This is a genomic window from Bacillus sp. FSL E2-0195 (assembly GCF_038003645.1).
GTDB lineage: Bacteria > Bacillota > Bacilli > Bacillales > Bacillaceae_G > Bacillus_A > Bacillus_A mycoides.
Genome location: NZ_JBBOPN010000001.1, coordinates 2,925,534 through 2,945,738, shown reverse-complemented (window position 1 = coordinate 2,945,738; position 20,205 = coordinate 2,925,534). Strand labels below are relative to the sequence as shown.

Here is a 20,205-nt window from a genome sequence, read left to right as displayed (position 1 = left end):
TTGTTAATCTTAATATGAACTCCTTAAATTTATAAGATAATTCGATTGGGAAAAAGATATGTTATTGGAACAAACATATATGTACCTTTGAAACGAACACAATTAATGAATCATCTTAAAAATAATAAAGACGAGGTGAAATGAAAATAAGGGCAGTTAAGTGGCTGTCCTTATTTTATATGCCCTTTTTATTTTCATGCATAGCTCTTTCTCAGTTTATCGTATCAAAATTTGAACGTAAGTATTTCGTAAGGAATGGATAAGAAAAAAGAGAGTTTTATCATATAGGATTAAAGTATAACTTGAATTAATCCTATATTAATAGAGGAGAGGGAGTCTTATGAAAAAATGTAATTCAATTAAGTTAGCAAGTTTGGCAGTTTTATTAGCGGGTACTACTCTATTCACACCAGGTTTTACTGTGAAAGCAGAGTCTGTTCAAAATTTATCTAGTCCGTCACAATCACATGATCAAAAGAATCGGAATGGTTGGAAACAAGTAATGCAGGAAACAGTACAGCTTGGAACCCCAGGAATATTAGCGAAGACGTCTAACAATGGAAAGATTAGTAGTTATACTGCTGGCGTCGCGGATTTAAATACAAAGAAAACAATGAAATCGGATTATCGTTTTCGGATTGGGAGTGTGACGAAGACTTTTACCGCTACGACTGTTCTTCAATTAGTAGGAGAAAATCGCGTGCAACTTGACGATCCAATTGAAAAGTGGCTACCGGGTCTCATTCAAGGAAATGGGTATGATGGCAATCAAATTACGATACGTCAACTTTTGAATCATACGAGTGGTATAGCTGAATATTTAAAGTCAAAAGACGCTGACATAATGAATTCGAGAAAAACGTATACAGCAGAAGAAATAGTGAAAATAGGACTTTCTCTACCCCCAGATTTTTCGCCAGGTAAAGGATGGGCGTATTCAAACACAGGATACGTAATATTGGGAATGCTTATTGAAAAAATAAGTGGCAATAGTTATGCAGAAGAAATTGAAAAACGAATTATTGAACCTTTGGATCTGTCAAATACGTTTTTACCAGGGAATTCACCCGTTATTCCAGGAAAGGATCATGCTCGTGGGTATATGAAAATAGACGAAACAAGTGAATTGAAAGACATGACGTATTATAATCCGAGTTTAGCTAATGCAGCTGGAGATATGATTTCAAATGCGGACGATTTAAATACGTTCTTTGCATCTTTACTCGGTGGTAAGTTACTGAAAGAACGCGAGCTAAAAGAAATGCTTACTACAGTTCCTATAGAAGGAAAAGGTCTTGGGGATGGATATGGTCTTGGGATCTATGAGACGAAACTTTCAAACGGTGTTTCAATTTGGGGTCATGGAGGGTCGATTCCTGGATTTACAACTTTTGTTGGCGGAGTAATTGGAGGCAAACATACATTGGCTGTCAGTATTAACTCTTTAGGTGCGATTGATATTTTAACACAGTTTAATAAAATGATGCAAGTTGAATTTAAGAAATAGATGAAAAGAAAGCGAATGGAATCCGGCTTTAGTTGTAAATAAAAGAGATGCTTTTTAATTTTGCAAATAAGGACAGTATTAGCATTCATGGTATGGCAGCAATCAAGTATATGTAGAACATAAATACGGATACAAGTGTAATTCAATCTTATAGTCTAGTATAAAAAAGATGTCAGTTGCATGACATCTTTTTTATTTTGGATCAAAGAGATATATTATAAATTTTGAAAATTGTTATTTTTGTAATCATTCCATATAATAAAGAGTATAGGGGATATACAGGGGAGTTAGGAATGGATAATACTTTAGTTAGTTAATTATTTTTGTTTTAATAAATAAAAGTAAATTGATGTGGAGTGAAATACATTGGGACAAAATCAGTTTAGATGGAGTAACACACAATTACGAGAACATGTTGAAGTAATAGATGGCACAAGAAGCCCGCACATTTTATTCAAGAATGCAACATATTTAAATTCCTATATGCGCGAGTGGGTGCAAGCAAATATTTGGATCTATGATGACCGCATTATATATGTAGGAGAAAAACTACCAGAGCAACTACACGAATGTGAAGTCATTGATTGTGATGGAAAGTATGTAGTTCCTAGTTACATAGAACCGCATGCACATCCATATCAATTATATAATCCTGAAACTTTAGCAAATCATGCGATGCAATTTGGTACAACAACTTTCATTAATGATAATTTAACTTTGTTTTTCACATTACAACGGGAAGTAGCGTTTCGTTTATTAGATGAATTTAAAAAGATTCCAGCAAGTATGTATTGGTGGTGTCGTTTCGATGGACAGACTGAACTACAGAATGGGGAATCTTTATTTAATAGTGAAGAAATAATGGAATGGCTGAAGCATGAAGATGTTCTTCAGGGCGGCGAGTTAACAGCATGGCCGAAACTATTACATGGCGATGATGAAATGTTAAATTGGGTGCAGGAAACAAAGCGGTTACAGAAAAAAGTAGAAGGTCATTTTCCCGGTGCGTCTGAATCAACGTTAGCGAAGTTAAAGTTACTAGGTGCTGATTGCGATCATGAAGCGATGACAGGACAGGAAGCATTAACACGCCTTATGCAAGGTTACACCGTTACTCTTAGAAACTCTTCTATCCGTCCAGATTTAGAAGTTTTACTGAAAGAATTGCTGGAATTAGGTGTCAAGCAATTTGATAGATTCATGTTCACAACAGATGGTTCACATCCGTCATTTTATGAAAACGGAATGACGAATAGGATGATAGAAATCGCGATAAAGCAAGGAATACCAGTAATTGATGCCTATAATATGGCAAGCTATAACATTGCTCGTTATTATAATATGGAGCATTTACACGGCGCGATCGCGACAGGAAGAATTGCAAATATTAATATTTTGGAAAGTAAAGAAAATCCGATTCCAATAAGTGTAATTGCAAAGGGGAAATGGATGAAGCGTGACGGAATAAACAAAAATGCATCATTACATAAAGACTGGAGTAAATTCAAAGTAACTCCATTATCATTAGACTGGTCTTTAAAGAAAGAAGATATGATTTTTTCTGAAACAACAGGTATAAAATTATTAAATGATGTTATTTCAAAACCATATGTAACTGAAATCGACTTAAACGGTGAAGAACTTTCTATTGAGCATGATGAATGTTTCCTTATGATGATTGCTCGTGATGGCACTTGGCGAGTGAATACAGTTGTGAAAGGTTTTGCGAATGGATTAGGAGGTCTTGCTAGCTCTTATTCTGGTACAGGTGACATCATTCTTATTGGAAAAAGGAAAGAAGATATGCTTACAGCTTTTCATAGAGTAAAAGAGCTTGGCGGGGGAATGGTAATAGCGGAAAGAAATGAAGTGTTACACGAAATTGCATTACCATTGCTCGGGATTATGTCTAATTTAAAAATGAGTGAATTAATACAGGAAGAAAAACAGATGGTGAAATTGCTACAAGAGCGTGGCTACGCGTATGACGATCCGGCATTTACGATTTTATTCTTTTCTGCGACGCACTTGCCTTTTATACGGGTAACACCTATAGGATTATATGATGTGAAAAGTAGTAAGGTACTTGCTACGCCGATTAAATGTTAAATATAACCCCCCTATAAAAATCAATTTTATAGGGGATTTATTATTTACAGCATAAGAATAGAATCACCTCAAAAACAAATAATATAGTATCTAAATCATTTGAGGTGATACTTAAATATGAAAAAACTATTGTATGTTTTAAGTGTATTTATTTTGTGCGTATCTATACAGCATGTGGTACATTCTCAGTCAAATGCACCAAGGTTATCTTCAGATTGTCTGGAAGAAAGTAAAATTCGTGATGAAAAGTATGTGAAAAACATTATGAATGACATTATATCTACATTTGATTTAAAGATTGATGAAAATAGTTTTTGGGAAATTAGTAAAAGAGACCTAGAGGCTGCGCATTTGATGTATGGCGGAAGGGAAAATGATTCTTATTATAATTCGCTAACTAAAGTTTATGATAGTGGTGGATATAGGGGAGAGCCTAGATTATTTGTGAAGGCGCAAGAAGCATTTTTACTTTATAAAGAAATAGACGATACTAATGTAATGAAACGCCTAAACCTTGAAAAAGGGGAATGGATTGTTACCGAAACGAAAAAGAAGCAAGGGAAAATCGTGGAATACAGACCATTACAATGTGAAAAAGATTATCTGAAAAAGAGAAATGAATACCATAATATAAAATGATGTAACGAAAATCTTGAATGGGAAAGTTTTCGTAAATAAATGTAAATTGGTCGATAGAAATCACTAGTAAGTTCGCCATAAAAAAACGTCATTTTCATCATTAAAAATGACGTTTTTTATATTTTTAAAGCCTTTGCATCGCACTCTCAATCCTATTCACCAAATCAGCTGACACTTTATGAAAATACCCCAAAACTACCTTTTTAATATCCTCAGATATAACTTTCAAATCACTAGCTAAGTTTTCGGCAAGATGTTCTTTTTCTATCGGTTGTAACTTCGCATAAAATTCACCAGCCTGCTTAAAGTCATCTTGTTTAGTTATAGAAGTCCTTTCGAGTTTACCTTCAATGTACCTTCCGTCACCGCTTGTTATTTGGTTAGCTGGTGTCCAATCTTGCTGCTGGTTAACCTGTAATTTACGAAATTCAGCCCCAATTCTTCTTCTTTGAGAATCACTATAAATGTTAGCACGGCCTTGCAGTATTTTATCATCAGATAATTCTGTGCCGTCTAGTAAATTAGAAGGGGAGAAGGCGACTTTTTCTACTTGTTCCATATAATTATCAGGATTTTTATTTAATACCATTTTGCCTACTGGTATTAGGGGATACTCTTTTTCATCCCATACTTTTGTATCGTCTAAAGGATCATAAGAAAGATTTGCTTCATCCTTAGGGTCCATAAGCTGAACATATAGGCCATATTCCACCGGTTTGCCACCCGCAATCGCATCGTATAAATCTTTACCAGCGTAATCAGGATTTTCAGCGGCTAGTCTATTTGCTTCTTCGCGACTAATGTATTGTACACCTTCAAATGGGTACCAATGGTATTTAACGTACTTTCTAATACCTTGAGCATTTCTCCAAACATATGTATTTACGCTATGTCCTGGAATGTGGCGAAGACTTTTTATCGTACCAGCATCAGAGTATAAACGTACAATAAAATGAATCGATTCAGGCGCTCTTGCTACAAAGCCCCAAGACCTATCAGGATCAATTAAATTATTTTTAGGTGAAGGTAAGAATGCTTTAATAAATTCTGGGAAACGCATCGGATCACGAATAGAAAAGACAGGAATGTGATTACATATAAGGTCAAAAATGCCTTCTTCTGTATAAAATTTTGTAGCAAAGCCACTTACATTTCTAGATGTATCAGGTGTTCCTTTTATACCGACAGCTAAAGAAAAGCGAACCATAACAGGAACTTTCTCATTAGAATTTTGTAAAAATATTAGTTTTGTATGCTCAGACATCGGATATATCGTTTGGAAATAACCAAATGCACCAAATCCTTTTACATGAACAGGTCTTTCTAAAATTTTTTCATGAATGAATTCTTGTAACGCCTCGTGCAGTACACTATCTTGCTTTAAAACAGGTCCACGTGAACCAACTGTTTGAGAGTGAAGTTTAGCTGGTTCATTAAGTTCTCGATCTTGGTTAAAGTCTTCTCCTAATAAAGATTGCCTCTGTTTATCATATTTTTCATTCATCGATTTAGCCTCCAAATTTTTTTCGTCGATTGTTACTAAATATGATTCTTTAGCCTTGATTATGTATTACATACAAAGTTCAAATTGGTAACATACCGCTAGATGAAAAAAACGCACATGCAGTGGACCTGTTGAAATAGAAGAAATTATGGAAAAATGAATATCGGGAAGAAAATTACTATTAAAATTACAATCTTAAAAATGAATTTATACATGACTTTATAGAGAATGAACATAAATAAACAGGGAAAATAACTAGGAGGAATTTAAAATGTCGGATTGGTTTCAATTAGATAAAGAATATATGATGCCTACGTATTGTCGTACGAAGGTTGCAATAGAAAGAGGAGAAGGGTGCAAGCTTTATGATGTGGATGGTAAAGAGTATGTAGATTTATTTTCTGGTGTCGGAGTGAACGTATTAGGGTATAATCACCCGAAAATCGTGCAAACGACAATGGAACAAGTTACGAAATCTCTGCATCTTCCGTTTCATTTTTTAAACCCAGTTGCGATTGAGTATGCAAAGAAATTAGTTGATTGCTCTTTAAAAAATGGAAAAGTCTTTTTTACAAACTCTGGTACGGAAGCGACAGAAACAACGTTGAAATTAATTGATAAATATAGAGCGAATACGCATGAGGAACGTGAAGGAATCGTAGTGCTGAAGAATAGCTTCCACGGGCGTACGTTAGGGGCACTTCATTTTACGAGACAAGAAAGTGTATATCAAAATTTCCCTAAAACATCGATTCCTGTATATGAAGTAGAGCGCGAGAATATAGAGCAATTAGAAGAAACAATTGTTAAAGAAAATCCAATTGCGATTATGCTAGAGCCTGTATTAGGTAGCGGGGGGATATACCCTTTATCGGGTGAATATTTACATGGTGTTCAAAACTTATGTGATAAATATAATGTCATTCTTATCGTTGATGAAGTTCAAAGTGGTATGGGGAGAACTGGTAAACTATTTGCTTATCAAAATTTCAATATTACACCGGATATTATTCAAATTGGTAAAGGAGCAGGAGGCGGGATACCGCTAGGGGGAATCATTGTAGGTGAAAAGCTATGTGATGTATTTTCACCAGGAGATCATGGTACAACGTTTGCTCATTCTTCAATGGGAACAGCTTTAGGGTTAACGGTTTTAAATACATTGATTGACGATGGTTTAATGCAAGAAGCTTATGAAATGTCACTATATTTAAATGATAAATTGCGAGAAATTCAGAATGAAAATTCTTATTATATTCAGGAAGTACGTCATGCTGGAATGATGTTTGGAATTAGTTTGAATGATACGAATACAAATGTAAAGAAATTACAGGTAGAGCTAATGGAGAAAGGGATGTTAGTTGACGTTACACAAGGGAACATCATCCGTTTACTTCCTCCATATATAATTACAAAAGAAGAGATTGATGCATTTATTTATGAGTTTATCTCCTGTATTCATAGCTTATCAGCTATAGCAAGTGTTTAAAAAGCTTTATGAAAAAGCACCTTATTTTTAATTCAAATAGGAAGAAAATAGGGGTGAAAAAAATAAATTTACATATTAAAATAAAAAGCTGAAAAAGGTACTCGTATAGCGCCTTCTTCAGCTTTTTAAAATAGTAAATTACTTAACCTAGGGATCATCTCATTGGACAAATAATTAATTATGTGAAACAATAATAACAGATAAGGAGACGTTGCTTTTCCTTAAGTGCTTCGTATTGAATTTATTCTAGTAAGAGAAGGTGTGCTTAAAGAAGTTAAATTAAATAAGGAGCTGTTTTACTATATGCAACAAAATAATGATTTAAATTTTGAACCTCAAGACGTTAATATTGTCAATCCTAAACAAGCGAGGAAAGCAGTTGTTGCTACTGGCATTGGGAATGCAATGGAGTGGTTTGACTTTGGATTATACGCGTATTTAGCGGTAATATTAAGTCAATTATTCTTCTCAGGTGTGGATAATAGTGGTTTGCAACTTGTACTTACATTTGGTACATTTGCAGCGGCCTTTCTCGTTCGACCAATCGGAGGTATTTTCTTTGGTAGAATAGGAGATAAGTATGGCCGAAAGATTGTTTTAAGTACAACTATTATTTTAATGGCACTTTCTACATTATTCATCGCATTACTACCAACCTATGAACAAATTGGTGTATGGGCACCAATACTACTTTTAATTGCTCGAATGATTCAAGGCTTCTCTACAGGCGGCGAATATTCAGGTGCAATGGTTTATATCGCAGAATCTTCTCCAGATAAAAAGCGTGGTATACTCGGTAGTGGTCTTGAAATTGGAACACTCTCAGGTTACATTGCTGCCTCGGTAATTGTTACCATTTTAACGTTATTATTAACAGATGAGCAAATGCTCAGCTGGGGATGGCGTATTCCTTTCTTAATTGCTGCACCAATTGGTTTGGTCGGTTTATATTTACGACGTCATTTAGATGAATCTCCAATCTTTCAAGAGATGGAAAAAGCACAAGAGGAATCTGAAGACAACGAACAATTTTCATTTATGGATATATTAAAATATCACAAAAAAGACTTCTTATTAAGCACAGTAATTGTTGCCTTCTTTAACATTACAAACTATATGATCCTTTCGTATATTCCTTCTTATTTAACACAAGTACTAAAAGTCAAAGAAACAACGGGCTTATTAATTATTTCAATTACGATGGCACTTATGATTCCACTGGCACTTTATTTCGGTAAATTAAGTGATAAAGTAGGTAATAAACGCGTAGTACAAATTGGCTTACTTGGTTTAGCATTATGTTCAATTCCAGCATTTTTATTAATTGGTAACGGACATATTGTAGCCATGTTTGCGGGTATTTTCATTTTAGGTTTCTTCCTTAGTGTATATGAAGGAACATTGCCTTCGTTATTACCAGCACTCTTTTTCACCGATGTACGTTATCGTGCGCTTTCTATCTCCTTTAATATTTCTGTATCTATATTCGGTGGTACAACGCCGCTTGTATGTTCATACTTAGTTCATGCTACTGGTAATCCACTGGCACCAGCATTTTATTTAACTGGTGTAAGTGTAATTGGATTAATTGTGTTTAGTATACTGTTTGTCACAACATCAGGACGTGCACTAAAAGGTTCTTACCCTACTGTCGAATCGAAAAAAGAAGCACATCAAATTGCTAAAGAGGATCCTGAAGAAACACTTTGGTGGCATGAAGAATCTTTAGAAATTGAAGCAGGAAAAAAAGCATAATTTGTGAAAAGCAACGTGGACTTTTACACAAAAAGACTCCTAGTTTAATAGGAGTCTTTTTGTATACATCATTTTCTCTTCTTCAAACTCTTCTGATACGCATAAAGCTTATAAACCTCTTCCTTAAATTCATGCAGAAGTACAGTGTTTTCACCATTTGAATAACGCACTGCATTATACGCGTCTATAATAATATGACTCTGAATATTTACCTCTTCTTCATCACTAATTCTCTCTAGCCAAGCTTCAACAGTTTCTCCTCGTTCTCGGTTTAAAGGAGGAGATAGCTTACTCTCGAGTTTGAAAATTTCTTTTCGAATTTCGTTATGTGGTGGTTTATTTCGTTTGAAGCGTTTTTGGCTAATGCCTTCTTTATCAGTAATGATTGTAGATTCAAAGACAGGCATATTTGGTAAACTTAAATGTTTTCGTTTTTTTACTATTTTCCAAACGACGTAAATAGCGATGGCTGTACAGGCTATTATTGTAATGCTATTTATGAGAGTTGGATCAAAAGGACGCTGCCCCAATTCTTCTTTAATTTGAGGATCTTTTAAATTTCCTTTATTCGACCAAAAGTCGTCTGTATCTTTTAATGCAGCTGCCGAGAACAATGGATTTAAAGCATAACCAAATCCTAAGGCAACTACTTGTATGATATAAGAAAAAAGAAGCCGAATATAAGGAAATGCCGGAATAAGTAAAGCGCTAATTATTCCAATCGTAATAATAGAAGTGAAACGTAATAGCTGTTGATTACGATTGGAACCTGTTAACCAAAATGTAATCATAATGTGTAAAGTTAATAGTAACAATTTCCACAATGGCGGAAAGGGGGCATAAAATATAGCTGAAACGACAAACCATACAATACCGCCTAACGATTTTTGTACTGGATATCCCGGTCCAACAGAGTGTACGATAAAGAAAAACAGTGGTAATAATATTGTGCCTAAAATAGAGAAAGGTAGAAATAAAGAACAACCGATTATTTGAATAACTAACAGTAGTACAAAACCTGTTGTTTTTTTCTTCATAAATTTATGAATAAGAAATACTCCTACATAACCGGTCACTAAAAATATAACAATACCAATGAGCTCATCTCTTTCCGTTAATAATGAAAGAAGGAGGAGCAGAATAAAGTCATTAACGTGATAGAGCCAAGTTTTCAAGCTTTTCCACCATCCCTTCATTATTAATGAGGAACGTAGGTTGAGATAGAAGAGGGAGCTCCTTTTTCTGCAAACCAATGTATATCATTGTAGATGAGCGTTCCCTTTTTCTCGTTACATAGTGAAGAAATCCTTGTTTCGGAAGTAGCGTACTATCATCTGAAATACGTGCTAATTCTTCTAACGCTTTGGCGTAATGTGTTTGTCCTTCGTTTAATGGTAAAAGCAAAGGGCCACCTTCTGCTAAAACGCTAATAAATAACTCAAACGGAATTTGATGCTTCGTTGCGAATTGACAAATGTACGTTGTAAATGAAATAAGGTCTTCTACATTTTCTTTCCAACCAAACCCACGATCAGCAGCTAAAGAAAGACAAATCGTCCAACTATAATTTTTTACAGGTTCATATTGCTTCGCTTGTAACGCCTGCATTTTAGCAGATGCTTTCCAATGAATAGAGCGGAAAGATTCACGTTCATATCGTTTAACACCGATAATGGATGTTTCATCATTGTAAAAAGAGAAATTCGTTCGATACGAACCTGTTAATAGTTGCTGAAGTTCTTGTAAACCGGCTACCTCTTTAGGAGAAGGGTACACAATAATTTCAGTCTTTAACTTATCGAAAACAGGTAAATGTACAGTTAAAAGATGAAAAGGATCTTTTAAAACACATTCGAACTGTTCAATTTGAAACACACCACGCTTCGTTGCGGTTAATGTTAAATCCCATTTTTGTGCTGAATGAGCAGGTTGTGAAAATGGGAAAGAAAATAACGTTTTCGATATTTGTTCAATCCCTTGATCCTTATGCGGTATAAGAGATGAATTTAAATGAAAATAACAAACGCCGTTAACGAGTGGTATATTTGCACCATTTTTTAAATGAATAAAAAACTGTCCAGATTCATCAGGGAAAAGCCGAGTTGTTTGTTTTTCATTTATAACTTGAAATCTTTTCTCTATGTAAGCGACATATTTATAAATGAAAATCGCAAATAAATAGTAGAAGAAAAAGAGAAACATAATAATTCGTTGCGGCAGAAAAAACGTAAATAGTATAGCGCCTGGCACAGTTAATTGAATAATATGGAGTTGAAAAAATAAAGGTACAGTTACAACGCGCTGTCCATTCATGCTTGTTCAATCTCCACAGGTACGTCAACTTCTTTTAAAATCCTTTGCGTGATTTCATTTTTTGTCGTGCGTAAGGCACCTTCCATTGATAAGACGATACGGTGATTCCAAACAGAAGGAACTAAAAATTGTATATCTTCAGGTGTGCAATATTCTCTGCCGCGTAAAAAGGCTAGTGCTTGAACGGCACGTACTAAAGCTAATGTAGCACGCGGGCTTACACCGTTAGCAAGGTAATCATGATTTCTTGTAGCGTGAGCAAGTTTAATAATGTAATGTTCTAACGGTTCTGATACGAAAATTTCTTTCACTTGTTTCTGTGCTTCTAAAATGTCTTCTAAAGAAATGACAGATGTGACGCTTTCTAACGGTGCATTGTTACGAAAACGGCGCATCATTTTTAATTCATCTTCAGGAGACGGATAACCAATTGAAATCGTCATTAAAAAGCGATCAAGTTGTGCATCTGGAAGAGGGAAAGTTCCTTGTGATTCAATCGGGTTTTGCGTCGCAATAACAAAGAACGGTTTCGGAAGAGGAGTAGACTGCTTTTCAAGCGTTACTTGTCGTTCTTCCATCGCTTCTAACAAACTAGATTGTGTTCTCGGCATCGCGCGGTTAATTTCATCTGCGAGTAGTATATTTGTCATAACTGGTCCAAGTCTTAATTCGAATTCACTAGTTTTTGGATTGAAATATTCAATACCTGTTACATCACTCGGAAGTACATCAGGGGTAAATTGAACGCGAGAAAAATTACCACCAATGCTTTTAGAAATTGTTTTTGCTAGTAATGTTTTTCCAGTACCAGGTACGTCTTCAAGCAGTACATGTCCATCAGCAAGCAGTGAAACGAGGAGTAAATCAATTACATTTTCCTTACCGACAAAAACAGATCCTATGTTTTCTTTCAATTTAGTTATCATATGTATCATTCCTTTCAAAATAAAAGCGGATATTTCTATATTTTAACGAATTATTCAGAAAATTGATATGATTTTTTAATTCAAAGAAATGGATATTTAATTTTAATATTACACTTGCATATTTTGGAATATGATTATACAATATCGTTATACGATGTATCGTGAGTCGATATATCATGAAGCGATGTATCGGAGGTAGTTATAATGAATGCGAAAGCGCAAAAATACATTCCATTAACTGAGGCGACATATTACATATTGTTGTCACTTGTAAAGCCAATGCATGGTTATGGAATTATGCAAATGGTAGAAGAGATGACAAATGGGGAAGTAAAGCTCGGTCCTGGTACTTTATATGGGAATACTACGAAGTTATTAAAAGAGAAATTGATTGTTGAAGTTGCCTCTACAGACAGAAAGAAGTGCTATGAGTTAACACCGTTTGGGAGAGAAGTGTTAGAGCTAGAGTATAACAGGTTACAGAGATCTGTAAGAAATGGAAACAGTATATTAGGGGAGTGAATGGAAGATGGAGACAAAGAAGATATTCAAACCTTTCGCGGTATGGAGCGTAGAAAAAGAAGAAGCTTTTTTACGGAATATGCACCAACAAGGCTGGGCATTACAAAAATATAATATAATGTATACATTTAAGAAAACTAAGCCGAAAGATGTAGTATATAAAGCGGATTTCAGATTGGATTATAAAGATTCAAAAGAAAAACAAAAAGAATATATTGATATATATGAAATGTGTGGGTGGAAACATGTAACGAGTTTTGCAAAATGGAATTATTTTTGTAAAGAGGTAGAAGATGATAATGAGTTACCTGACATTTACTCAGAAAAAGAGACGAAGGTACAAAAAATGAAGGAATTACTACAATTTTTTGCATTTATTTCAATAACTATATTACCCTCAATGTATAATGCATTTTTAAGTTCAACAGAATCAAGAGTGCCAATTTGGGCGAAAGTTATGCTGGGGTTTGTGGGTTGTATGTATATGTATCTCTTTATAAGGATCTCTTGGAAAATTAAAAAATTAAAAAACGAAATATTATAATAAAGAGTGGATTTTTAAAGAAGATGATATGATTATCGGAATCATCTTCTCTAATTTTTATGTAATTCTATTTTGTTCGTTCTTTTTTACACAATAAAAAACTATATATTTAAGACATAGAATTAACAGTTACAAAGATAATCCCAGTAACAATACCTAAAAAAATCATAAATGAAGAAGAAACGATTAATAATAATGAACTACCGATTAATACTATTTTATTAGAGTTTTGATGTTTAAAGTGGTAATAAAGTAAAAAGCCGCAAACAGTAGAAATAATCCATATAGCTAGACCGTAAGGAGTCGAGATCTTCTTCCAATCGAAGATCCAAAAGTAAAGTATGATCATGTGGCAAACTAATAGTAGTAATGCGGATGGAATCATTAATCTGTTATTAAATATCATTTATTTCACCTCTCTTATGTAAATATTACCAGAAGAGTATGGAGTTTAAAATATAATATGGAAGTGAATAAGGTTTTCACTTAAAGAAACTACGAGATGAGCAAGAGATATTTCTAAATCAATTTCCATTTGCATGGGAATTTAATTGGAAAAAGAACCATATAAAATTATGAAGGGAGGAGAGTCATAAAATGCAGAGAATGAACAATTATTTTCGTGCTCGTGCGAGTATGGTATACATGATGACTAATAATGAAGTAATGAATCACATTGTTGCTTTTCATATGGATACGAATGGAATGCTCACCTTTGTGGGTTCTTACCGAACTTACGGAAGAGGTACTGGTATAAAGGAAGTTTCTACAGAAACGGCAAACGATGGTATAGATCCTCTAGCATCACAAGGTTCTCTGACTTTTTCCCGTGATGGTCGTTTCCTATTTGCAGTTAACGCAGGCAGTCATAGTATCAGTAGTTTTATCATAGCAGATAACGGGGTGCCGACTTTCGTGGATGTAAAGCCATCAGGAGGTGCTCAGCCCAATAGCATTGGTGTGTATGATAATCTTCTCTATGTCTCCAATGTAGGTAATGCTGCAAACAATTTTGCATCAAATATTACTGGATTTCACATAGATGATAAGGGAAACCTTACACCTATTCCACGATCCACTCATGCTCTCAGTACCTTTAATGCTCAGCCCGCACAAGTTCTCTTCACCCCGGATGGTAGTAAAATTGTTGTCTCCGAGCTTACATCAAACCATCTCAGTGTCTTCCATGTAAATAAAGATGGTACGGTCACAGGACCAATTGTTAATGATTCTTACGGTAAAGGCCCATTGGGTGCTTACTTTCTATCGTCCGGAATTCTCTTAGTTACAGAAGCAGTTTCAAATGCGTTGTCATCTTATTCATTGAGCAATGATGGTACTCTTCATGTAATCAGCGGCTCTGTACAAAACGGATATAAAACTGCCTGTTGGGTTATAACAACGAAGGATGAACGTTTTGCCTACACTACGAACACTTTAAGTGGCACCATCTCCACCTACCAAATCGCCCCCAATGGAGTACTGTCAGTAGTAAGGCATATTACTAGTACACCGCCGGGGACAGCACCGGGTCTTCCGATGGATGTTGGAGTGAGTAAAGATGGACGACATTTTTACACCCTTAATGGAAATCAGGGCACAGTGTCAGTATTTAATATTCAAAGTGATGGTAGTCTAGTAAGGTTGCAGGTTGTTGCTTCATCAAATTTTCCTTACTTTGGGTCGCAAGGCTTAGCTGTTCTTTGATTCTATTGGGCCGCTATATTTGTGTGGAAAAGAAAAATATATGACGGTGTATGAATAGTAGACATGTAGATGAATTAGGAACCTTTGATTAAACAGCAATTGTCCACCTTGCTTACGTAAAACGGAAAAACCCCCTATAGAAAATTGATAGGGGGTAGGGAAATGTTTAAGAGAAAGACTGATTTTGCGCAGGTTTTATAAATTGTTCTGGGTTTTCAACAAGCCCACATACAGCACATTGGACGCGGTAAGTAGGTCCTTGATAAGCCATATGAAAAGCGTTCATCGTTTCATTCGTGTATTCTTCTTCTACATGACCAGTTTGTGGATTTAATTTTACTGGTTTTACTTGTTGCTCGAGAATATTAAAGCGAGTTCGGTTCGTTTTACAACTTGGACAAAGCATTGGTTCCATATGTATACACCTCCATTTGTAGCATTTCTTAAGCGGTATGATTTTATGCAAGTAAAAAAACTTTCTCAACATAAATAGGTATTTATTATATTTAAAATTCAGAAAAAATAAAATATAATGAATGTAAGAACTGGTTATGTCCAAACCAAATCTCCTGTTTTATGCCAATAAGCTGGGGGGCCGAGAAATCGGCCTCATTTTTTTGTGCTCATCTCAATAAGGTACAAGGTTTTTAAAAACATCTGTCGAATTTTTAGAGGTGAAGGTTAAGGGGGAATAATTATGAACTTAAAAATGAAATACATTATTTTATATGTGGAAAAGTTTGAGCAATGTCTTCAGTTTTATAAAGAAATTTTAAGATTACCAATAAGAGCAGAGCACGGTACATATATTGAATTTGAAACAGGAGCAACAATTTTAGCGATGAATACACGAGAGGATGTTAAGGAGTTAACGGGACTACCTCTTACAGAAGGTGTACTACAATCTTCTCATTTTGAGTTAGGGTTTGTTGTAGAAGATGTAAAGGGAACGATTGAGAAATTAAAAGAACAAGGGGTTAAAGTTCTAGTTGAGCCAATCGTAAAACCGTGGGGACAAACAATTGCTTACATTGCCGATCCAGACGGTAATTATATTGAAATTTGTAGTTCATTAGAATAGAAGGAGAAAAAGAGGATGGGGTTTCCAAAATTAGAGACAGAACGTTTACTATTAAGAGAACTTACACTATTAGATGCAGAAGCGATGTTCCATTATTTTTCAAAAGAATCCGTTATTCGTTATTTCGGAATGGACTCTTTCGAAAATATTGAGCAAGCGAAAACGACTATTCAAACGTTTAGAAAGCGTAATGAAGAGGGAAGTGTATTTCGCTGGGGAATAGAGAAGAAAGGCACGGATCAATTAATTGGTACGTGTGGGTTTCATTTAATTAACAATCATCATAAACGAGCTGAAATTGGTTATGAGCTAGATGATACATATTGGGGACAAGGATACGCAACCGAAGCACTGCAAGCAATGCTAGCTTACGGATTTGAAACGTTGCACTTTATAAGAATTGCAGCTGTCGTATATATAGAAAATGAAGCTTCCCGTAATTTATTAAAAAAAATCGGATTTCAAGAAGAAGGATTACTTCGAAAATATATGATTCAAAATGATGTTGCTCATGACACGGTCGTTTATTCATTATTAAAAGAAGATTGGAGAAAGTAATGAGCACAAATGAAATAATGAAAGTTATTAAGGAACATAAAGATGAACGATTTATACTAGGTATAGACGGACTAAGTCGTTCGGGTAAAACAACGTTGGTTAAAAAATTAGAAGAAAATATGAAACGAAATGGAATCTCGTTTCATATTTTTCATATTGATGATCACATTATCAAGCGTAACGAGCGATATAATACTGGATTTGAAGAGTGGTATGAGTACTACAACCTTCAATGGGATATCGACTGGTTGTTACGAAACCTTTTTCAAAAGTTACAAAGCGACATTGAATTAGAATTACCTTTTTATCATGATGAAACAGACTCATGTGAAATGAAAGAAATACAGCTTCCTTTAGTAGGTGTAATAATTATAGAAGGCGTTTTTCTGCAGCGAAAAGAATGGAGAGATTTCTTTCATTATATGGTGTATTTGGATTGTTCAAGAGAGACAAGATTTCTACGTGAAAGTCCAGAAACGCAGAGGAATCTTTCAAAATTTCAAAGTAGGTATTGGAAAGCTGAGGAGCATTATTTGGAAGCGGAATTGCCGAGGGATAGGGCGGATTTAGTAATACAAAATATGTAACAATGTAAGTAAGTACAAAATAGAAGGTGTATAAAATGAATATATTATGGGATTTTGATGGGACGTTATTTAATACGTATCCTGCATATACAATGATGCTTTCTGAAATATTAGGTGATGCAGTAGATAAACAAGAAATATACAAAAACTTAAAAATATCATATTCCCACGCAATCCAGTATTACAACATTTCAAGTGCGCAGGAAGAAAAGATTAAGGTTTTGAAGAAAAAGTTTACTCCAAAAGATATGAAACCATTTGAAGATGTCGAAGAGATTTTGAAATTTGCACATAAAAACGTGATTATGACACATAAACATAGGGCAGGAGTTATGGAAATCTTAAAATATTACGGCTGGGACAAATACTTCGTCGATATGGTTACAATTGACGATGGTTTCCCTCGAAAACCAAACTCTTTAGCTTATGATCATTTACATAAAATGCACAATATTGATTTAGCAATTGGAGATAGAGAGTTAGATTTATTACCTGCAAAGGAATTAGGCATTTCCACGTGTATGTTTCAGGGGAAGTGTGATGTAGCGGATTATTCTTTATCGCATTACTCTGAGTTTTTTAAGGTAGTTATTGATAGAAATAAGGAGCTTCCTTTATAAATAGTTTGAATAACCCTCTACTGTTTTCTCGAAAAGTAGAGGTTATTTTCTATGTTTTATAAAAAGCTAAAGCGGATTAATTCTTTCAATTATATAGAAGGAGATTCTTATAACAATTTGAATTATATAGCCATAGATGAATTTATAGATGGGAGATTGTGTTTTTGCTATTTTTTATGTAAGTAAAAGATTTCTATAAAGCGAGTGATAATATGAGTATTTTCATTTTAGAAGATGATGTCATACAAGCGCAGCAAATGAAGCGGTTAGTTGAAGAGATTTGTGAGAAATATATGTTGCCGTACGATTTTATCGAAGTAACTAGTAAAAGTGAAAACATTATTAAAAACATTCCACGGGCGACTTATGTACCAATTTATTTTTTAGATATTGAGATAAAAAGAGAAGAACGTAAAGGGTTGCAAGTAGCGCAAGAAATTCGTAAATATGATACGCAAGGGATTATTGTGTTTGTAACGACGCATTCAGAATTTGCACCGATCTCGTATCAATACATGGTATCAGCTTTAACATTTATTGATAAAGGTTTGCCTTATGAAGAACGATATCAAGTATTTGAGCAATGTTTGCTTCAATATGAGGCACGCAATAAGACTACTATTCCTAAGGATGATTTTATTGTTGAAAATAGTAACGCTACTGTGCGACTGCCATTTCATGCAGTCGAATATATTATGACCGATGATCCACATCGTTTAGCTTTAGTGACGTTAGATCGTATCGTTTATTTTTAAGGAACATTAAAAGAGATTGAAATAGTAGATGAACGGTTATTTCGTTGTCATCAATCATATGTCGTGAATATTATACAAATGTCTTCTTATGATACAACGCAGAAGATGATGATATTAAAAAGTGGGAAACGAATTCCAGTATCGCGGCGTTTAGTTAGTAAAGTACGTACAATGTTAAAGGGTGAGATGTAATGTATATTTATGATGTGTTTGCACTTTTGCTCACTAGTATGAGTCATACCTTCTTATACATTCAATTAATCCGGTACAATAGATTGTCATATAGAATGTTAGCGTCTTTAAGTGTTGTATTTATTATTTTACTTGTAATTGTCGTAACAGTAACGAGATATCCAGAGCTTAATAGTACAATTGTGTTATTTCTAATAAGTTTAGGATTGATGCAAAATGAATTGAACTTTATGCGGAATTTATATTTTGCGCTTGTCAGCATGGTTATTATTACGCTTGTGAAAATGCTATTTCTCGAAGTGGGTATGAAACTATTTATGTTAACACCATTTGATTTCTATTTATGGACAGCGAGTATAATTCATCTTATCGTGTCGCTCATAACTTTTATAGGTATTGTATTAGCTCGTAAACGAATTCAAAGTATCGCTCAGTACATAGTAGGAAGTCCACTATATTATGTTACTTATATTTTGTTAATTATTGGGTTTATTATTGAATTAATTTTAACGAGTCCATCCACTGATTTTTTAGCAAAGTTAAATCAGCAATATGGTGAATTGAGTTTTATTTCAGCAATTATATTGTTCTTAGTATTACTACTTATTGTATTACTGAGTTCGCATTTGGCGAAAGAGAAATTGGTAGAAGAACATGAAACAAGGTTAGATAAAGAATTACTCGATTATGTTGAGAAATTAGAATCGATGCATGATGAATTGGCCAGTTTCCGCCACGATTATATTAATGTGTTACTTGCGTTAGAAGCGGGAATACGTACAAAAAATGTGAATGAAATCGAGCAAGTTTATTATGAGGTTATTACTCCTACTTTAAAATTAATCAATGATCATGAACTCGATATTGCGAAATTATCTCGTATACATATACCTGAAGTGAAAAGTGTATTAAGAGCAAAAGTGGGTACTGCCCAGCAACAACAAATAAAAGTAATGCTTGATATTCCGGAAAAAATAGCGACGGTTTCGATGCCTATAGTTCCTTTTATTCGTATCATTTCAGTCTTATTAGACAATGCAACTGAAGAAGCGGTACATAGTGAGGAAAAGGTACTGCAAATTGCCTTTTTTGAAATGGATGCAGAGCAATATTTTGTTGTTCGTAATAGCTCCAATTATAAAGAGATTGATTTGCAAAAAATTTATGAGAAGAATTATTCGAGTAAAGAAGAGGGCAGAGGATATGGGTTATTCTCATTAAAACGTATTATAAATAAAACGAATAATGCAACGCTAGAAACGACTTATATGAGTCCTCATTTCACGCAAACTTTCATACTAAAAAAATAGATAACCATTTATGATGGAAATCAAACCGAATAAGAAATAACTACATACTTTCTTCAATCGTTTTTATACACTTCAAGTAAGAGGTGA

General features: G+C 34.4%; 19 protein-coding genes and 1 pseudogene. 14 read left to right on the top strand and 6 right to left on the bottom strand.

Annotation, left to right across the window (positions count from 1 at the left end; genetic code table 11):
* Nucleotides 1-340 precede the first annotated feature (340 nt).
* From MHH59_RS15185 to MHH59_RS15175, 3 genes are all read left to right on the top strand, one after another.
* Entirely contained in the window at nt 341-1,507 is a 1,167-nt protein-coding gene (locus tag MHH59_RS15185) for a serine hydrolase domain-containing protein (RefSeq protein ID WP_002127946.1), read from the top strand.
* 366 nt (nt 1,508-1,873) lie between these two features.
* The gene (locus MHH59_RS15180) at nt 1,874-3,616 is read left to right on the top strand and encodes an adenine deaminase C-terminal domain-containing protein (RefSeq protein ID WP_340851663.1); all 1,743 of its coding nucleotides are present in this window, start codon (nt 1,874-1,876) and stop codon (nt 3,614-3,616) included.
* A gap of 117 nt (nt 3,617-3,733) precedes the next feature.
* Complete coding sequence (locus MHH59_RS15175) at nt 3,734-4,255, top strand: hypothetical protein (protein ID WP_002137023.1); 522 nt, start codon at nt 3,734-3,736, stop codon at nt 4,253-4,255.
* 124 nt (nt 4,256-4,379) lie between these two features.
* Here the strand turns inward: MHH59_RS15175 and MHH59_RS15170 are convergent, their stop codons facing one another.
* Nucleotides 4,380-5,759 (bottom strand): catalase, encoded by a 1,380-nt coding sequence (locus tag MHH59_RS15170; protein WP_061688467.1) that lies wholly within the window; start codon nt 5,757-5,759, stop codon nt 4,380-4,382.
* 271 nt (nt 5,760-6,030) lie between these two features.
* Between MHH59_RS15170 and MHH59_RS15165 the strand changes: the two genes are divergently transcribed.
* Together MHH59_RS15165 and MHH59_RS15160 are read left to right on the top strand one after the other, a co-directional pair.
* The gene (locus tag MHH59_RS15165) at nt 6,031-7,248 is read left to right on the top strand and encodes an aspartate aminotransferase family protein (protein ID WP_002127942.1); all 1,218 of its coding nucleotides are present in this window, start codon (nt 6,031-6,033) and stop codon (nt 7,246-7,248) included.
* Nucleotides 7,249-7,551: 303 nt separating this feature from the next.
* Nucleotides 7,552-9,003: an MFS transporter gene (locus MHH59_RS15160; RefSeq protein WP_340851661.1), complete on the top strand. Its 1,452-nt coding sequence runs from the start codon at nt 7,552-7,554 to the stop codon at nt 9,001-9,003.
* A gap of 68 nt (nt 9,004-9,071) precedes the next feature.
* Here the strand turns inward: MHH59_RS15160 and MHH59_RS15155 are convergent, their stop codons facing one another.
* From MHH59_RS15155 to MHH59_RS15145, 3 genes are read right to left on the bottom strand one after another with little or no spacing between them, the layout of a single operon-like run.
* Entirely contained in the window at nt 9,072-10,178 is a 1,107-nt protein-coding gene (locus tag MHH59_RS15155) for a DUF4018 domain-containing protein (RefSeq protein ID WP_340851659.1), read from the bottom strand.
* A complete protein-coding gene (locus MHH59_RS15150; RefSeq protein ID WP_002168123.1) occupies nt 10,153-11,316 on the bottom strand; it encodes a DUF58 domain-containing protein in 1,164 nt (387 codons plus the stop codon). Before MHH59_RS15150 ends, MHH59_RS15155 begins: the two co-directional genes overlap by 26 nt.
* On the bottom strand, nt 11,313-12,242 hold the full coding sequence (locus tag MHH59_RS15145) for an AAA family ATPase (RefSeq protein ID WP_340851657.1): 930 nt from the start codon (nt 12,240-12,242) through the stop codon (nt 11,313-11,315). Before MHH59_RS15145 ends, MHH59_RS15150 begins: the two co-directional genes overlap by 4 nt.
* A 204-nt stretch (nt 12,243-12,446) precedes the next feature.
* Here MHH59_RS15145 and MHH59_RS15140 point away from each other — a divergent pair, with 204 nt between their 5' ends.
* Together MHH59_RS15140 and MHH59_RS15135 are read left to right on the top strand one after the other, a co-directional pair.
* Nucleotides 12,447-12,764, top strand: coding sequence for a PadR family transcriptional regulator (locus tag MHH59_RS15140; RefSeq protein WP_000991891.1), 318 nt, complete (start codon nt 12,447-12,449; stop codon nt 12,762-12,764).
* Nucleotides 12,765-12,771: 7 nt separating this feature from the next.
* Nucleotides 12,772-13,308: a DUF2812 domain-containing protein gene (locus tag MHH59_RS15135; protein ID WP_016120425.1), complete on the top strand. Its 537-nt coding sequence runs from the start codon at nt 12,772-12,774 to the stop codon at nt 13,306-13,308.
* Nucleotides 13,309-13,417: 109 nt separating this feature from the next.
* Here the strand turns inward: MHH59_RS15135 and MHH59_RS15130 are convergent, their stop codons facing one another.
* The gene (locus MHH59_RS15130; protein WP_002127933.1) at nt 13,418-13,714 is read right to left on the bottom strand and encodes a hypothetical protein; all 297 of its coding nucleotides are present in this window, start codon (nt 13,712-13,714) and stop codon (nt 13,418-13,420) included.
* 191 nt (nt 13,715-13,905) lie between these two features.
* Here MHH59_RS15130 and MHH59_RS15125 point away from each other — a divergent pair, with 191 nt between their 5' ends.
* Nucleotides 13,906-15,015 carry a lactonase family protein gene (locus MHH59_RS15125; RefSeq protein ID WP_002127931.1) on the top strand — a complete coding sequence of 370 codons (1,110 nt, stop codon included), beginning with the start codon at nt 13,906-13,908 and terminating at the stop codon, nt 15,013-15,015.
* A 166-nt stretch (nt 15,016-15,181) separates the two neighbouring features.
* On the opposite strand, the gene MHH59_RS15120 is transcribed toward MHH59_RS15125, so the two are convergent.
* On the bottom strand, nt 15,182-15,430 hold the full coding sequence (locus tag MHH59_RS15120) for a hypothetical protein (RefSeq protein WP_002013535.1): 249 nt from the start codon (nt 15,428-15,430) through the stop codon (nt 15,182-15,184).
* Between the two features lie 282 nt (nt 15,431-15,712).
* Here MHH59_RS15120 and MHH59_RS15115 point away from each other — a divergent pair, with 282 nt between their 5' ends.
* From MHH59_RS15115 to MHH59_RS15090, 6 genes and pseudogenes are all read left to right on the top strand, one after another.
* Nucleotides 15,713-16,096, top strand: a complete 384-nt coding sequence (locus tag MHH59_RS15115) for a VOC family protein (protein ID WP_002013534.1) — start codon at nt 15,713-15,715, stop codon at nt 16,094-16,096.
* Nucleotides 16,097-16,111: 15 nt separating this feature from the next.
* Nucleotides 16,112-16,654: a GNAT family N-acetyltransferase gene (locus MHH59_RS15110; protein ID WP_002168128.1), complete on the top strand. Its 543-nt coding sequence runs from the start codon at nt 16,112-16,114 to the stop codon at nt 16,652-16,654.
* Complete coding sequence (locus MHH59_RS15105) at nt 16,654-17,241, top strand: kinase (protein ID WP_340851655.1); 588 nt, start codon at nt 16,654-16,656, stop codon at nt 17,239-17,241. Before MHH59_RS15110 ends, MHH59_RS15105 begins: the two co-directional genes overlap by 1 nt.
* Nucleotides 17,242-17,276: 35 nt before the next feature.
* Nucleotides 17,277-17,861: an HAD-IA family hydrolase gene (locus MHH59_RS15100; protein ID WP_002165541.1), complete on the top strand. Its 585-nt coding sequence runs from the start codon at nt 17,277-17,279 to the stop codon at nt 17,859-17,861.
* A 212-nt stretch (nt 17,862-18,073) separates the two neighbouring features.
* A pseudogene (locus MHH59_RS15095) lies at nt 18,074-18,808 on the top strand (response regulator transcription factor).
* On the top strand, nt 18,808-20,118 hold the full coding sequence (locus MHH59_RS15090) for a GHKL domain-containing protein (RefSeq protein WP_002168130.1): 1,311 nt from the start codon (nt 18,808-18,810) through the stop codon (nt 20,116-20,118). Before MHH59_RS15095 ends, MHH59_RS15090 begins: the two are co-directional and overlap by 1 nt.
* The last annotated feature ends 87 nt before the right edge of the window (nt 20,119-20,205 follow it).

What these genes read in the sequence shown, in the direction of transcription:
- MHH59_RS15185 (WP_002127946.1), top strand. Translation starts at nt 341, where the DNA reads ATGAAAAAATGTAATTCAATTAAGTTAGCAAGTTTGGCAGTTTTATTA.
- MHH59_RS15175 (WP_002137023.1), top strand. Translation starts at nt 3,734, where the DNA reads ATGAAAAAACTATTGTATGTTTTAAGTGTATTTATTTTGTGCGTATCT.
- MHH59_RS15170 (WP_061688467.1), bottom strand. Translation starts at nt 5,759, where the DNA reads ATGAATGAAAAATATGATAAACAGAGGCAATCTTTATTAGGAGAAGAC.
- MHH59_RS15165 (WP_002127942.1), top strand. Translation starts at nt 6,031, where the DNA reads ATGTCGGATTGGTTTCAATTAGATAAAGAATATATGATGCCTACGTAT.
- MHH59_RS15160 (WP_340851661.1), top strand. Translation starts at nt 7,552, where the DNA reads ATGCAACAAAATAATGATTTAAATTTTGAACCTCAAGACGTTAATATT.
- MHH59_RS15150 (WP_002168123.1), bottom strand. Translation starts at nt 11,316, where the DNA reads ATGAATGGACAGCGCGTTGTAACTGTACCTTTATTTTTTCAACTCCAT.
- MHH59_RS15145 (WP_340851657.1), bottom strand. Translation starts at nt 12,242, where the DNA reads ATGATAACTAAATTGAAAGAAAACATAGGATCTGTTTTTGTCGGTAAG.
- MHH59_RS15140 (WP_000991891.1), top strand. Translation starts at nt 12,447, where the DNA reads ATGAATGCGAAAGCGCAAAAATACATTCCATTAACTGAGGCGACATAT.
- MHH59_RS15135 (WP_016120425.1), top strand. Translation starts at nt 12,772, where the DNA reads ATGGAGACAAAGAAGATATTCAAACCTTTCGCGGTATGGAGCGTAGAA.
- MHH59_RS15130 (WP_002127933.1), bottom strand. Translation starts at nt 13,714, where the DNA reads ATGATATTTAATAACAGATTAATGATTCCATCCGCATTACTACTATTA.
- MHH59_RS15125 (WP_002127931.1), top strand. Translation starts at nt 13,906, where the DNA reads ATGCAGAGAATGAACAATTATTTTCGTGCTCGTGCGAGTATGGTATAC.
- MHH59_RS15120 (WP_002013535.1), bottom strand. Translation starts at nt 15,430, where the DNA reads ATGGAACCAATGCTTTGTCCAAGTTGTAAAACGAACCGAACTCGCTTT.
- MHH59_RS15115 (WP_002013534.1), top strand. Translation starts at nt 15,713, where the DNA reads ATGAACTTAAAAATGAAATACATTATTTTATATGTGGAAAAGTTTGAG.
- MHH59_RS15110 (WP_002168128.1), top strand. Translation starts at nt 16,112, where the DNA reads ATGGGGTTTCCAAAATTAGAGACAGAACGTTTACTATTAAGAGAACTT.
- MHH59_RS15105 (WP_340851655.1), top strand. Translation starts at nt 16,654, where the DNA reads ATGAGCACAAATGAAATAATGAAAGTTATTAAGGAACATAAAGATGAA.
- MHH59_RS15100 (WP_002165541.1), top strand. Translation starts at nt 17,277, where the DNA reads ATGAATATATTATGGGATTTTGATGGGACGTTATTTAATACGTATCCT.
- MHH59_RS15090 (WP_002168130.1), top strand. Translation starts at nt 18,808, where the DNA reads ATGTATATTTATGATGTGTTTGCACTTTTGCTCACTAGTATGAGTCAT.